This window comes from Nocardia noduli, assembly GCF_019038455.1.
Lineage (GTDB): Bacteria > Actinomycetota > Actinomycetes > Mycobacteriales > Mycobacteriaceae > Nocardia > Nocardia noduli.
Window position 1 is genome coordinate 22,146 of the sequence record NZ_JAFMPL010000080.1, and the last position, 15,137, is coordinate 37,282.

General features: G+C 64.0%; 11 protein-coding genes. 8 read left to right on the forward strand and 3 right to left on the reverse strand.

Going from position 1 to position 15,137, the window contains the following annotated elements; genetic code table 11:
• The first annotated feature begins 15 nt into the window (after positions 1–15).
• The 3 genes from JZ792_RS30205 (at position 16) to JZ792_RS30215 (ending at position 3,064) form a co-directional block, all read left to right on the forward strand.
• A complete protein-coding gene (locus JZ792_RS30205) occupies positions 16–675 on the forward strand; it encodes an ABC transporter ATP-binding protein (protein WP_308165514.1) in 660 nt (219 codons plus the stop codon).
• Between the two features lie 220 nt (positions 676–895).
• Complete coding sequence (locus JZ792_RS30210) at positions 896–2,122, forward strand: ABC transporter substrate-binding protein (RefSeq protein WP_254190563.1); 1,227 nt, start codon at positions 896–898, stop codon at positions 2,120–2,122.
• A gap of 369 nt (positions 2,123–2,491) precedes the next feature.
• Positions 2,492–3,064: a TetR/AcrR family transcriptional regulator gene (locus JZ792_RS30215; protein WP_216915853.1), complete on the forward strand. Its 573-nt coding sequence runs from the start codon at positions 2,492–2,494 to the stop codon at positions 3,062–3,064.
• Between the two features lie 300 nt (positions 3,065–3,364).
• Here JZ792_RS30215 and JZ792_RS30220 read toward each other — a convergent pair whose 3' ends face one another.
• A complete protein-coding gene (locus JZ792_RS30220) occupies positions 3,365–4,390 on the reverse strand; it encodes an extracellular catalytic domain type 1 short-chain-length polyhydroxyalkanoate depolymerase (RefSeq protein WP_216915855.1) in 1,026 nt (341 codons plus the stop codon).
• 589 nt (positions 4,391–4,979) lie between these two features.
• Between JZ792_RS30220 and JZ792_RS30225 the strand changes: the two genes are divergently transcribed.
• From JZ792_RS30225 to JZ792_RS30240, 4 genes are all read left to right on the forward strand, one after another.
• On the forward strand, positions 4,980–6,419 hold the full coding sequence (locus JZ792_RS30225) for an MFS transporter (RefSeq protein WP_216915857.1): 1,440 nt from the start codon (positions 4,980–4,982) through the stop codon (positions 6,417–6,419).
• Between the two features lie 35 nt (positions 6,420–6,454).
• On the forward strand, positions 6,455–8,191 hold the full coding sequence (locus JZ792_RS30230) for a glycoside hydrolase family 3 protein (protein ID WP_216915859.1): 1,737 nt from the start codon (positions 6,455–6,457) through the stop codon (positions 8,189–8,191).
• Positions 8,192–8,218: 27 nt separating this feature from the next.
• Positions 8,219–8,929, forward strand: coding sequence for a TetR/AcrR family transcriptional regulator C-terminal domain-containing protein (locus JZ792_RS30235; protein WP_216915861.1), 711 nt, complete (start codon positions 8,219–8,221; stop codon positions 8,927–8,929).
• 182 nt (positions 8,930–9,111) lie between these two features.
• Positions 9,112–9,849, forward strand: coding sequence for an alpha/beta hydrolase (locus JZ792_RS30240; protein WP_256461509.1), 738 nt, complete (start codon positions 9,112–9,114; stop codon positions 9,847–9,849).
• A gap of 711 nt (positions 9,850–10,560) precedes the next feature.
• Here the strand turns inward: JZ792_RS30240 and JZ792_RS30245 are convergent.
• Both JZ792_RS30245 and JZ792_RS30250 read right to left on the reverse strand, forming a co-directional pair.
• Positions 10,561–13,122 carry a glycoside hydrolase family 2 TIM barrel-domain containing protein gene (locus tag JZ792_RS30245; RefSeq protein ID WP_216915865.1) on the reverse strand — a complete coding sequence of 854 codons (2,562 nt, stop codon included), beginning with the start codon at positions 13,120–13,122 and terminating at the stop codon, positions 10,561–10,563.
• 150 nt (positions 13,123–13,272) lie between these two features.
• Entirely contained in the window at positions 13,273–14,394 is a 1,122-nt protein-coding gene (locus JZ792_RS30250; RefSeq protein ID WP_216915867.1) for an arabinofuranosidase catalytic domain-containing protein, read from the reverse strand.
• Between the two features lie 288 nt (positions 14,395–14,682).
• Here JZ792_RS30250 and JZ792_RS30255 point away from each other — a divergent pair.
• Positions 14,683–15,137: 4Fe-4S dicluster domain-containing protein (locus JZ792_RS30255; RefSeq protein WP_216915875.1), on the forward strand; the 455-nt coding region annotated here is incomplete at its 3' end.

The following is a 15,137-nucleotide window of genomic DNA, read 5'->3' on the forward strand; positions in this document are numbered from 1 at the left end:
CATGGCCCAGTCGTCGTGGCACGTGATATCGATGTGTCATTGCGCGAGGGTGTCGTGCTGGCCATTCTGGGCCCGAATGGCGCCGGCAAATCGACGCTGCTCAACACTATTGCGGGAATACTGCCCCGATGTGCCGGAGACATCGCACTCGACGGAAAGCCGCTCCGTAGCGGAAAACCGATCGAGATGAACAAGCGCGGAATAGTGCTCGTGCCGGACGACCGGGCGTTGTTCACCAGATCGACGGTGCGAGAGAATATCCAGATCGCCCGCAAGAGCGGAGCGCCGCAACTGGACGAGATGATGGACATGTTTCCGGCGCTGCGCGACCGACTGAAAGTCGCCGCAGGCCAACTGTCCGGCGGCGAACAGCAGATGCTCGCTGTCGCCCGCGCACTCGTCCAGCAGCCGAGAGTCTTGCTGATCGATGAGATGAGCATGGGGCTCGCCCCCGTCATCGTCGACGACCTCCTACCGGTCGTCCGGCGGATCGCCGACGAGACCCGAGCGGTCGTCATCTTGGTGGAACAACATGTGGAGTTGGCACTCGAAGTCGCCGACGAGGCCATCGTGCTGGTCCACGGATCCGTGAGACTGAGAGGTCCCGCACATGAACTCGCCCGGGACCGAGAACGTATAGAGGCTGCCTATTTGAGCACAGGCGACAATTTCTGACATCTACCTATACGCGGTCGAGACAAGAAAATTCGATATCGTCGAGGACTTCGGCCACTGGACGGCCGATCGAAAAATGGTTCCAGATGCGACCGAACGCTTTGATCGGTTTCGCTATTCAAGGCTGATACGGCGTCGAGATCAGTCGATCATGACGATGATTCAGCACTGCTCAGGAGTAAGAATGTATATAACAAGAAGAAGCCGACTCGTGGCGACCATGGCCACCTTGTCGGTGATGCTGACCGTGACGATGTCGGCGTGTAGCTCGGACGACAGCACGTCGTCGACAGCGCCCACGGCGGACGAAACGTCCTTGGGCACACCGAACAAAGCCACCGAGAGCCCGGTTACCATCGGCTTCATACTCGATGGCAAGTCCCAGATCGCGGATACGAGCGATGAGCTGCTCGGCGCTCGCGCTGCGGTCGGCTACGCCAACAACTACCTCGGCGGCGTCAACGGACACACCATCGACTTGAAGTCTTGTACCGCATCGGCCACTTCGGCCGGCACTACCGACTGCGCCAATCAGATGGTGCAGGCCAGGGTGTCAGCCGTCGTCGTCGGCGGATTGACCCACATCGACAGCGTTGTCGATACGCTCGCCGCAGCCAAGATTCCACTCTTCATGTTCGGCGGGGTGACTCAAAAGGCTCTCAGCACCCCCGGTGTATTCGGCTTCTACAACGGAATGTCACTCTTCGGCATCTCGGCGGTCCAGGCCCAAGAGGTCGGCGCGAAAAAGTCGGCGGTGATCGCGGCCGCGCTCCCGAATATCCAGGGCGCGGCGGAAGGGCTCGGTAAAATCGTCTACGGCAATGCCGGCGTGAGTGCCCAGGTCGTGGCGATTCCGCCCGGTACCGCCGATATGACACCTCAGATCAGCACCGCGGCCGGCGACACCGGTCAGTTCATGGTTCTGGGTTCCGACGCGTTCTGTGTGAGCAGCCTGCGCGCCATTCGCACGCTTGCCCCGAAAGCCGCCATCTCCATCCCGGACCGCTGCATCACGGTTGGTACGGGCAACTCGATCCCCAACGGGTACGAGGGAATGCAGGTATCGACGTCCGGTAGCTACGATCCCGAAGCGGCCGACTCGAAGATCTTCATCGCGGCGTTGGCGAAGTACGGTGACAACGGAAAGTTCGGGCCGACGGCCGGATACGGCTGGCAGCCGACACTGGCATTGCTTCAGGCCCTGAACGCCTCGAAGGTCACCGATGTGACACCGGCAAGCGTTGTGGAAGGCGTCAAGTCGGCTCCCCCTCTGCCGCTGCCACTCGGCGCCGGCATCACTTACCAGTGCAACGGCCAGCAGCTCCCGCTCTCGCCGAACCTCTGCGGCAGTGACGGCATCGTTGCCACCCCGGCGAAGGATGGAAGTCTGTCCGGCTTCCGGAAGGTCACTCTCCCCCAGTCGCTGTTCAGTCTCCCTCGCGGCTGAACCCTCGTTCCTGCCACCGTGGCGACGAGCGGCCATCACGCTCGGCGCCGGAGGGGCTGCTGCGGTACATGTGAACAATGCACGGTAGCAGCCCTTTTCCGTTCCACTCGACGGCCGCGGCACGCGCTGCGCCAGTACTTTCCTCGCCGCGTCGGATACTTGTCGACGAGATCGAGCCGCCCCCCATGCTTCGGTCGGACATACTGCCACCGAGGTGCTCCGAGTTAATTGGAGCCGCCATCCACGGTTGCCGCACACCGCATCACGGTCGAGCAAACCAAGGTCGGTCGTGCGCACCCCTTCGGCAGGCAGAACACACCGATCCGCAAGCTCCCAGCGTATCCGCACGACTTGTCAGGACTCATCTGCATGCCCCCAGCACATCAGCCCGACAACAAGGATTGGTCCGAGCGCAGAGCTGACGCCCGCCGCAACCACGAAAAGGTCACCGTGGCCGCTCTCGCCGTGTTCGCCGGACGTGGCATGGAGGCTACCGTATCGGAGATCGCAGTACTCGCCGGCGTCGGCAAAGCCACCGTCTACCGCAGCTATCCCACTCGCGCCGACCTCGTCGACGCCATAGCGCGCCGCCACCTGACCTGGTTGACCGAGCGCATCGAGCAAGCGAGCACCGTCGATGACGCGATCAACGCTCTGCAAAACCTCCTACGGGATCTGTCCGACAAGCTGGCCACCGATCGTTCCTTCGCCGAAACCCTCCACCGGATCCTGCAACCCAGCGACCGCGACCACACCACCGATCTACTCACCAAGATCATCACCACTGCTCAACGACAGGGCCGTCTTCGCCCCGACACGACCGCGCAAGACATTCGGGTCCTCGTCGGCGGCTATGCGCACACCCTGAGAGACCTCGGAATCCGGGACCCGGGGCAGTGGCGCCGGTACGCCGACCTCGTCCTCGACGCACTACGCACCTGATCGGCACAGGTCCCGCGACTCGCCCCGATCCGCCGTCATGTGGCGCTGCCCGTTTCATATCCCCCAGGGCCGTACACCCATCGCGCGGCGCACTCCCACCCCGTTCCCACCGGTACGCAACGCTACGCACCACCCATCCGCCTGCCCCGTTCGATACTGTCCCGCAACGCCTTCCGATCCCGCGAACCGCATCACGACACTCCCGCGTCCGCCGTGTGGTGCATCACCGAACGGTCCCGTCGCGGTGATGCACCACACGGCGACAGCGTGCGGTCTCCGACATGGCTTTCAGGTTGCGCCCTATTCCCCGGCGCAACCACGCCCCGGTCCGCCGCTCTTCGTGAACCGACGAAAGAAGTCCCAGGAAGCGGCTGAGGCGTCGGGCCCCCGCAGGTCGGACCAGCGAGACCATTGCGGATCGCTCGAGCCTCCCGACCAGAAATGGCCCATACCGTCGACTATCCACCGCTCCCCTATCCGGCAGCCCGCCCTGTTGCCGAAGACCTGCTTCGTCCAGTTGTAGCCATCAGGTATCGCACCGTGGACTGTCGCGTTCGGATCGAGTTGGTAGGAGACGTCGGCACCGGCGGCGCTCGCGATCAGGTTGTCTGTTGCCATCCACTGCGCGAAGGCCAGTCTGCTACATCCCCCCGGAGCCGACTGCTCACCCAACGGGTCGACGGTCCCGCCGATGGCGAAGAACGGCATGACCCTCGCCGCGGAGCGCATCTGCGCGACGGCTTCCCGGGCGTACAGCGGTACGACATCGTCTGTCAGCGCGGCGCACGACACATTCATGCCGTAGCCGCCTCCGGCGCTGACCCCGATCGCCGCGTACAGGTCGGAATAGGCAGCACCGCCGGCGCTCGCCTGGAATCCCCCGGACGACATACCCATCAGATAGACGCGTTCGGGGTCGACCGTGTAGCGCTCCATCGTGGCCCGGGTGATGGCGGCGACGATGTCGGCGTCACCGCCCGCACCACGCTGCCCGCTCGCCGGATCACCGAAGAACGCGCGCCAGCATCCCCCCGCGGTCGCCTCGTGCACATCCGGATATACGACCAGGAATTGCTCGCTGTCCGCCACTTCGTTGAGCCCCGTCGAGTACATCTGCTGTTCCGCGGTCGTCGAACAACCGTGCAAATTGACGTATAGGGGCCACGAGTCACCGGAGCGGTAGCTCGGCGGCGTATAGACGAGATACGGATTGGTACCGCTCGACGACGTGTACGTCCAACTGTGCACGGTGCCGTTCCCGCCACGGGACGCCCCGGCGACAGGCTCGGCGTCGGAGCGAGTCCCGAGGTTGGCGACGACGACCATGCTCGCGGCAATACATATCACCCCCAATATGTTCCACGCTGACCACGGAGGTCGAATCTCGCGAACGCGCACCCGACCGGCCGCTGCGCGGACCCGGACTCTCGCGGGGACGAACCGTCGCATGCGTCCCGGCCTGCTCACGACTCACCCAGTCCACATGATGCCGAATACCTTCGGCCACCTGCGGCGGCGGTGATCACAGACTGCGGCGCATACACCTGCTTGAATTCCCTAATAGGAATTATTCCCATGAAGGAATATCGTGCCGACTCGGACAGGAAACGTCAAGGGACCGAAGCGGATTCGCCTACTTCCAGGCAAAGGTCGCCTGCCATCCTCGGCTCGACAGAGCCGACGGAGACAGGCCGTCGGGCAACGATGAAGCATCACACCCCGAAGCAACCTTCGAAGCGCCGGTTCGAGAGCATTCGACACCACGTCATCGCCTCGCGTTACGGAGAGGCAGGTCCGCGCATTCACGAACTTGACCCCTCGGACACCCTCGTGCACGATATTCCCATACGGGAATTGATTCCCGTATGGGAATTGAATTGCGTCTCTCTCCGCGCATCCAGAGGAAGTTGTCTGCGTGAACGAGTCTCACAGGCTGGCCGAAGCCAGCAGCCCGGCCGATGACATCCCCACCGAGCCCGGCACTTCCGCGAAGGTCAGCGAAGGACGCCCCTTCCGCCGCTACGTGGTTTCCTACGCCTTCGCCTTGATGGGCTTCTTCATGCTCTTCGGGGCGGTCGGCGGGATCCTGCTACCGAACCAGGTGCAGGGAATCGAGTTCGACAATTTCTTCACCGGCGCCGACCGTGGGGCCGATCTGCACCAACTCAGCGATCTGAAGGCACAGGTGGAGTCGGGGTCGGTCACCCCTTCCGTCGACCAGCAACGCCTGCTCACAATCCTGGACAGGTTCGAGTCCGCGCGTGCCCAGAGTCTGTCCTACGTCCAAGCCGCGGCAGTCTTCGTCGCGATGTTCATCCAGCCGATAACCGGTGTGCTCTCGGATCGAACCCGGTCGCCATGGGGACGGCGCGCCCCCTGGATCGTCGGTGGCGCCGTTCTCGGCACACTGCTGCTGATCGGCCTGCGATACTCCCCGACCATCGCGTACATGGCAGTGTTCTGGGCTCTCTCCCAACTCCTGCTCAACGTCAGCTCCGTCCCTCTCACAGCAACGGTCGCTGATCGTGTCGATGCGCGGAGAATCGGCATGGCGTCCGCCATCTCCGGTCTGTGTTCGATGCTCGGAGCGGCCGTCGGCGCCGTCGGCGCCGGACTTGCCTTCGACACTCTCGGCTTGGATGCCTATTACCCGTTCGCGCTGGCATTCGTCGTCCTCGCGGCACTGTTCGTGCTGATCAGCCGCGACCGCTCATCGATGCAGCTCACGACTGCGCCGATGGAGTGGACGGACACCCTCCGGTCGTTCGTGATCCCGCTGCGAGACTCCGATTTCCGCTGGGTCTGGTTCGCCAAGATCGTCATGATGTTCGGATACTCGATCTCCATCCTGTACTCGATCTACATGTTGCAGAGCTACGTCCATCCGGCCCTCAGCCCCTCCGAGGCGACGAAGATCGCACCGCTGCTCCAAGTGGCGGCCCTGCCGTGCATGCTCGTCGCCATGGTGGTGGCCGGACGCTGGTCGGACCGGATAGGACGCCGCAAGCCGTTCGTGTTCTGGACCTCGGTCCTGATGGCGGCGTCGATGCTCGTGCCGCTGGTCTGGGCATCTGTGCCCGCGCTGTTCGTACAAGCCGTGATCGCCGGCGTCGCCCTCGGCGGGTACGTCGTGGTCGATCAAGCCCTGTTCATCGACGTCATCGAAGACAAGAAGACCGCGGGTCGCGACCTGGGCATGGCGAGCATGGCAGGCAACCTCGGCCAAGGCATCGGTCCCATCATCGGCGGACAGGTCGTCGCGTTGGCCGGGGGCTACCGTGCGGTGTGGGTCGTCGCCGCGGTGGTCGTTCTCGCCGCCGCGGCCGCCATCATCCCGGTGAAACGTGCTCGATAGTCCGCCTACCCCGAAACGATAAGGACGACTCACTCGTGAACTCCACCGAATCCGGCCACCCCTACCGGGACTCATCGCTGCCGATCGACCAGCGGGTCGAGGACCTGCTCTCCCGGATGACCCTGCAGGACAAGGCCGGGCTGATGTTCCACGAAATGGCGTTCGTCTCCGATCTCGATGAGCCGGGCCAGTTCGGAAAACCCGCGCTGCGCACGTCGCTCGACAAACGCATCAACCACTTCAGCACCTTGTTCGTCCCATCGGCCCGTGAAATCGCGGTGTGGCACAACACCGTGCAGGAGGCCGCGTCGAGGCATCCGCTCGGCATCCCGGTGACCCTGTCCAGCGATCCCAGGAACTCGTTCACCAACAACCCGCTGACCGCGCTGATGGCCGGTCCCTTCAGTCAGTGGCCCGAACCTCTCGGTTTCGCCGCTATCGGCTCCGAGCAACTCGTCGAGCGTTTCGCGGACGTGACACGGCGCGAGTACCTCGCGGTGGGCATCAGAACAGCGCTCCACCCGCAGATCGACCTTGCCACAGAGCCGCGCTGGGCACGCACGAGCGGCACCTTCGGCGAAGACGCCGAACTCGTCTCCCGTCTCGGGGTCGCCTACGTGCGCGGGCTTCAGGGAGAGAGCGTCGGGCCGGAGTCGGTGTCGGCGATGGCCAAGCACTTCCCCGGCGGTGGGCCGCAGAAGGACGGTGAGGATCCGCACTTCGCCTATGGCCGCGAGCAGGTCTATCCGGGAGGACGTTTCGATCTGCACCTGCAACCGTTCGAGGCCGTCATCGCGGCGGGCGTCTCGCAGATCATGCCCTACTACGGCATGCCCGTCGGCACCGAGTACGAAGAGGTCGGCTTCAGTTTCAACAAGGCCATCATCACCGATCTGCTGCGTGAGCAACTCGGCTACGACGGAATAGTGTGCAGCGACTGGGGCATTCTCGGCAACACCTGCTGGGGCGTGGAGAATCTCACCTACGAAGAACGCATGCGCAAGGCCTTGGACGCCGGAATCGATCAGTTCGGCGGCGAGAGCAAACCGGAAGTCCTTGTCGCTCTGGTGAAGGCGGGCAAGGTCGAAGAGAAACGCTTGGACTCCTCCGTGCGACGACTCCTGCGTGAGAAGTTCGCGCTGGGCCTGTTCGAAAACCCGTTCGTGGACCCCGACAGCGCCGATCGCCTGGTGGGCGCCCCCGAGGCACGCGCCGAAGGACTCGCGGCTCAGGCCGCCGCGCACACTCTTCTCGAGAACGCCGACCAGGGCCCCGCTTCCCTACCACTGTCGAGTGGCCTGCGGCTGTATCTGGAGGGACTCTCCGCCCAGGCGGTCGGTGACCGCGCTTCGGTGGTGAACACCCCCGAGGAAGCCGATGTGGCCGTGTTGCGACTGGCCGCACCGTGGCAATCGCGCGGCGAACCGGGAACCCCCGAATCATTCTTCCACGCAGGCTCCCTCGCGTTCCCCGCCGAGGAAGTATCGCGAATCACCGAGATCTGCGAGAAGGTCCCCACCGTCATCGACATCTACCTCGACCGCCCCGCCATCCTGGCCGATGTCGAGCAGGCCGCCGCATCGATCATCGCCAACTTCGGTGCCTCGGAAACCGCGTTCGTCCAGGTACTGTTCGGCGAAGCCGCCCCGGAGGGCAAGCTGCCCTTCGACATTCCCTCCTCGATGGCGGCTGTCGAAGCCAGCCGATCAGACACACCTCACGACACCGCCGCCCCGACCTATCGATACGGCTTCGGGCTCCGCTACTCCTGACCGCGCCGCCCCGGATAGAAAGACATTGTGAGTAACCAACAGTCCCCGCCGCCCGACAGCTCGGAGAATGTCCCCGCCCGCCGCCGAAGAAACCCGGGGCAGCGTGGTCCTGGTCACCGTGCGAATCTGACCAGGCAGGTGATCTTGGCCGCCGCCGCCGATCTCGATCCCGCGAAGCTCACATTGCAAGCGGTCGCAGACAGCCTCGGCGTCGACCGCAAGGCAGTCACCTATCACATCTCCAAACGCGAAGAACTGCTCGCGCTCATGGGCGCGGAGGCATTGGCGGCCCAACTCGAGGATCTGGTCCTGCCGAAGACCGACTGGAAGGCCGCGGTCCGAGTGTTCGCCGTGGGAACGCGCGACGCACTCCTGCGAGAGCGCACGCTCGGCATCTACGTCACCCAGGTATCGACGTGGGCGTTGATGAAGCCGGCCGAACAGTTGGCCGAGATTCTGTTGGACGCCGGATTCGGGGACGACGCCACAGGAAGAGCGCTGGCTCTCATCACAGCCGTCGCCCACGAATCCGCTCGCGCCCAACTTCTCACCGACCAGTTCGGGGAGCATCCCTCGAGAGTCGAGATCCTGCGTGTCCTCGACGAGTTGCCCGAAGGCGAACTCCCGGTTCTACGACGGATCCTTCCCGAGCTTCGCGTGCTGGAGGCCGACCGCCTCGACTTCGACCTGACGATCCTCATCGCTGGTTTCGAAGCCTGGCTGGCACAGCACCCGTAAGTCCTCACATTCCGCTCACATCCTGGCGATCGGCCCTCACTCGCCGATCGCCGCTCGGCATCGAGAGAACCATGACCATCGACAAATCGCCTGTCACCACCGAAGACCGAACCGTCACCGGCCGCCACGGGGACTTCCGCGTGCGCGACTACCGACCGGCGGTGACCACGACGAACACCCCCATGGTGTGGGTGCACGGAGGAGGCTTCGGCTCCGGAGACCTCGACATGCCGGAATCACACGTGGTCGCGACAGCCATCGCGGCCACGGGTCGTCCTGTCACGACGGTCGAGTATCGGCTGGTGCCAGCTTTCGCACTGATCGGCCGATTTCGCTTGAAACCCTCGACGAACCGATACCCCGTACCCGTGGACGACGTTACCGACGCCGTGCTCGATACCGTCGGCAGGCACCACGGCCGCGCCGTCATCCTTGGAGGCGCGAGCGCGGGCGCATGCCTAGCGGCCTCCGCCACGATGCGGGTACGACAGGACATGACCGCGGCCCCCGCGGGCCTGCTCCTGGTATACGGACTGTTCCACGCCCAACTCCCCGCGATCTCCCCGAACTTGCGCCCCCGCTTGCGTGGCATCGCGCGACTGGGCATAGCACCGGAGATCTTTCGCCGAATGACGATGAACTATGTCGGAACCGACGAACTGTTCGCCGACCCCGCCGTGTTTCCCGGAACCGCCGACGTCCGCGGGTTCCCCCCCACCCTGCTGGTCGATGCCGACCGCGACCCACTGCGTGCCTCGAGCGAGGCATTCGCCGATCACCTGCGCGCCGTGAACGTCCCGCTCAGCACATCGGTGATTCCCGAAACCCGTCACGGCTTCCTGAACAAGCCCGGCTCCCGCGGCTACCCCGAGGCGATCGCGACTATGACCGACTGGCTGAGCAGGCATGACCAGCGCTGAACACAGCGGTCGTCCTGGCGACGAACCTGACAGTCACGGCACTGGAGTGCCGAATGCGAGCAGATTCTCCCAGACCGTCAGAGATCGGCTTTCACCAACGCTTCGATGACATTCCCACCAGTCGGACAGATGTATGTATTCCATCGATGGTGACGACATAGCCGTTCTGCCTCGAAATGTGATCACATGACTCTCCGAATGCCTGAGTGAGAGGGCTCTGCCCCTGGTGTCGATCGCCCTGCTCATCGCGAATCCGAGCTCCGGCGCCCGAAGTCCTTCGGGAATCAACTCGACGAGCCGCTGTCGTAACGGGAGCGGTTCGATTCCGTACTCGGGGGCCTCGAGCCATAGTTCGTTGTTGTACGTGCCGACCTTCAGTTCATCTCGGTGCCGATGCCCGCCGATCGGCGGAATATCCAGGGCTATCACGCGCGCGCCGGTTTCACGGGTGAGGCGGCACAGGATCCTGTCGAGGTTATCGATGTGCCAAGGAGACGGTGGGCGTCCGTGGTGCGCGCCGCAGCGTCCGATACATCCACTGTGCTGCCGGGCTGAAAGCGGCGCCGATATCGTTGGTCCCCACGAGCAGGTGACAACGTCAGGGCTGGAGCGCGACAACAGCATCGAGGCGCTGATCTATGTTCCACGCTAGATCACCTCCGACCCCGGCGTTGATGAAGAAGCGTCCCGAATCCGCGCGAGCTAACCCAGTCACCGAATCCGCGCCGAGCTTTCCACGCGCAATACTGTCCCCGAGGCAGGCGACCAATTATTCCTCCGTCCGCTGCCCGGAGGGGAATCTGTTGATGTATCGGGATCGATAACCCGCAGTTGGATCCGGACGGGATCACACCCGTCGGCGGTGACAGTGACACCGACCTCTCCCGCTTCGTGGCCAGCGCGGAGGACCGCGAGAGCGCGTCCGTTGAACGTGCGATGGGTGTCGGTGGCGAAACCTTCGGTGGTGATTGGCTCCGCGCTTCCCAGTCCGAGCAGTGTGGCCGCACCCTCGACGCGCACCGTGACCGGTCGATCTGCCAGGGGGCGTACGGTTCCCGCGTCATCGGTGATCGAGATCGGTATATAGGCGAGATCGCCGCCATCGGCCCGCAGCGTGGCGGTCTCGGGTACGACCGTCAGCCGAGTGCCGGTGGTCGCGCTGACCAGAGTCCGACGTCCGATCGCGCTGCCGTCCTCGGTGTACGCGATCGCTGTCAGCCGGCCCGGCTGATAGGGGAGGGTGAACTTCGCGAGATAATCCCTGTCCGGCCCCGATGGCGCGGATCCCACGCTTTCGCCGTCGAGTTGGAGCTCGACCCACGCGGCGTCGGCGTATACCTCGACGGTCGCTGTACGCCCCTCACACCCCTCCCAACTCCAGCTCGCGATGGAATTGGTAGCCCGCCAGCCGGTGTCCATCACCTTCTCACCGGAATGGTCGACCGGTTCGACGGCTACGTACGGCCCTGAGGAAAGATGCCAGCCGATCTCGTCGAGGTAGGACTGGGTCTGACGGAACCCCGTGATGTCGATCACCGGCTCCCCGGCGAGCAAAGCCGGGTACGGGTGGTAGATCGCGCGCTTGGTCGTACCGTACTGCTTGACCGCGATACCGGCCTCGCCGATGTAATCCCAGCCGGTCCAGGCGAAGTCACCGATCACGTAAGGGATGTGTTCGATCCTCTTCCAGATGGTCGCCGTCTGCGCGGCTCGGGTCTCGCTTCCGACGATCACCCGATCGGGGTGCAGCTTTCCGTCGAGTTCGTATCGGCCGACCATGTAGTTGTACCCCGCGACATCGACTTCCGCGTAGATCTCACGAGTGCGTCTATCGACCGCGGGAAGCCTGACGATGCGCTCGAGCATTCTGTCGAGCACACCGAGCAGAAGGTTCAGGACGCGGATGAGATTCTTGTTCGGATTCTCCTCGCCGGTCCGGGCTGATTCGACCTTCTTCTCGATCTTCGCGTCATCGCGCGAGGCGATGAGGTTGAGGAAGCCGTTGACGCTGTTGGTGATCAGTCGTGTCGGGTCGAGCTCACGGGTCTTCTCGGCGATCAGACGGTTGGCGGCGATCCCGCGCGGTGCGGCGGTTTCGGAGATCTCGTTTCCGATCGAATACATGACGACGGACGGATGATTGAAGTCGTTCGCGATCAGGGCTTCGAGATCACGCTCCCACCACTGTTCGAAGTATCGGCTGTAGTCGTACTTCACCTTCGGCACGAACCACGCGTCGGTGAGCTCATCCATGACGAGCATGCCGTGCCGGTCGCAGGCGCGCAGCAACGCCCGCGAGGCCGGGTTGTGCGAACTGCGGATCGCGTTGAACCCGGCTTTCCTCAAGATGCGGATCCGCCGCTCTTCGGCCGCGTCGAGCGTGTGCGCACCGATCACGCCGTGGTCGTGATGGATCGCCGCCCCGCGTAGTTTCACCGCACTACCGTTGATTCGCAAGCCGTTGCGAGCGTCGACGGTCAGCGTCCTGATACCGAACTCTTCCCGGGAAGTGTCGAGCCTCTCGTCCCCCTCCGCGACGGTGACCTCGGCCCGATACAGGTGCGGGGTGTCGGGTGACCAGAGCGCCGCTTCCGCGACCGAAACCTCCTGGCGCAGCGTCGCCGTGCTGTGAGCCGGAACGGAGAGTGCGCCGGTCGTCGGCGCGAGGGCCGCTCCGTCCGGGCCGGTGAACCGAGCGCTCACCGTCACCGTCCGCGCTGCCTCGGAGTCGTTCACCACAAGTGTCTCGACGCTGACGGTCGCCATCGATCCGGAAAGCGCCTGTGTCGCGATACGCACGCCCGTCGGGGCGATGCGAACGCGTCCGCCGACCATCAGGTGCACCGGACGATAGATGCCGCTGCCCGTGTACCAGCGGCTGTTCGGTTCATCCGAATTGTCGGCCACGACCTCGATAGTGTTGTCGGCCCCGGAAACGAGGAAATCGTCCAGTACGACGTGGAACAGTGCGTACCCCGAGGGACGACCGCCAGCGAGCCGACCGTTCACGAAGACCTGTGAGCGGTGATAGACACCCTCGAACTCGAGAACCACCGTCCGCTCGCGCCATTCTTCCGGAGCCGTGAACGACTTCGAATAGCGGTACACACCGCCCGGGTAGAAGCCGGTGTTGCCCCCGTTCTTGCAGTCGGGGTCGCGCGCCTCGAAGAACATCGCGTCATAGGGCAGGGTCACCGGCCCAACCCGCGCTCCCGCTACTGTGACATCGCCTTTTCCGACGTACCAGTCCTGATCGAAGGACTCTCGAAGCATGACACATCCTTTCCGAATCTGTTCGGGCACACTGAGATCTGTCGACTCGGGACGAATTGTCGCTGCTCCGGACTGCGGTCGATCGGTCGCAAGACCGAATCGACCGCAGATCGACCATTTCGCCGGATTGATACGAATGCTGCGGAATACCTACCTCGTCGGTGCAGGTGACCCGTACCCGGCGGCGACGATGTTGGCGTGGACCGCGTTCTCGGCTTCATCGGTCGGCAGGTTCCTCGTGATCACACCTTCGAAGAAGTCCCCGGCGCCCGAGCCGCCGTCGCCGCCCGTGCCCAGGATGATCGCGCCCTGCTTACGCATGGGTGAGTAGCCGTTGCCGTCGGCCGGGTTCGGAACAAAAGGCTTGGGTGGCAGCGGGCCCGCGTAACGGGTGGACAGCACCCCCGACTGGGCGTTGCCGCCCTTGAGGGCGAAGAAATTCGTGCCGTCGTTCTTCAACATCGCGGTGACATACGGGTATTGCTCTCCGACGTAGCCGGGGTCTTGGCTAACGCCGGTATTGGACCCGTACAAGCCGTTCTCGAGATCCGCTTGAACGAACGGGCCACCGCCCTTGCACTGCGAGTCCGGCGGGACGCCGCCGAAGAAGTTCGGCATTGCGCCGACCCCGTTGGGGAACCAGCATATGGTCGACAGGTTGACCGCGTCCATGGTGCCCGCACCGTCGTCGGTGTCGTCGGTCTCGGCATTACCGAAGTCGAAACAGCACGTGCTGTTGAAGTGGTCGCCACCCGCCACCATGTACATGCCTTCGGGCTGATCGCCGATCGGCATGTTGGCGGTCTGGTTGTTTCGGTATCCGGAATGCTCACCGTCGAAGTACATCCCGTACACCTTGTGCCCCGCAATCACGATGGGCAGAAGGCTCGCGTCCAGGAGATGGAACGGGATCAGTCGGAGTAAGCCGTGCGTCTCGAACGACAACGGCTCCGGAAGTCCGAGGTCGTTGTGGTTCGGCGACTGGTCGAACACCTTGGAGAACACGCACGTGGTGCCCGTGCAGAACTCGTCGTGCGCGGCCGCGTCGGCGTATCCATCGGGCAGCACACCGATGTTGAGCGAGGCCCGGTCAGAAGCCCGCTCGAGCTGATAGAGCGGCCCTCGATAAGTCGCGGAGAGCGCGCGCGTCGTGCTGAAAGCCGCGACACATGGTGATTCGGCGGCCATATAGATGTCGCAAGGTCCCTGGGTGCGACCCTCGCTCGGTGCGGCAGTAGCCAACGGAGCCACCCCCAACACCACGACGAGCACAGACACGACCATCCCGATCGCCGCCGTGGCGACAGAGTGCGTTCGTCCGCTCCGGCGGTGACTCGAGGGCGATGGGAAACGGTCGTGACGATTTCGCGAGGCCCTCACACGCGCTCGCCGCCAGCCGTGGGATTTGCTCGGATCCATAAACCGGCCCTTCCGATAGTCAGTGCCATCGACGCGCATCCGCGCACCGATACCGAAGATCCGCGGCAACGCGACCGACTCGTAGTCGACGTCCCGGCGCGGGCCTACGGACGCGAATTACGTTACCGATAGTAAAGTAATTTGTCCAAGGCCAGTACGGGAACCGAGCGCGCCCATGGGATCGACCACGATGACCGGCGGCGGGCCGGCTTCCTCGCGCAGAAGAAGCCGGAACTCGAACTGGCGATGCACGCGCGACCACGGGCCGGACCGGCATGTGAGCGCGTCGCCCGCCGACGCGGAAACGCCGCCAACCATCGCTTCCACTGCCGCGACATCGAGATCCCCTACGACCGGGACTACCCTCAGGTCACCGAAACCGCAATTATCGTATCCCTTTCGGTACGAAGTACCATTCCCGTGTCCTGCCTGCCGTTCGCGCTTCCCGCAGGCGACCCGACGGCGGGGAACGCACATTTTCGAGGATCTGCAAATATGGCCTACGTAATCACGCAGCGTTGTTGCAACGACGCCAGCTGCGTCTCCGAGTGCCCGGTCGATTGCATTCGCCCGACACCGGACCAGCCTGATTTCGC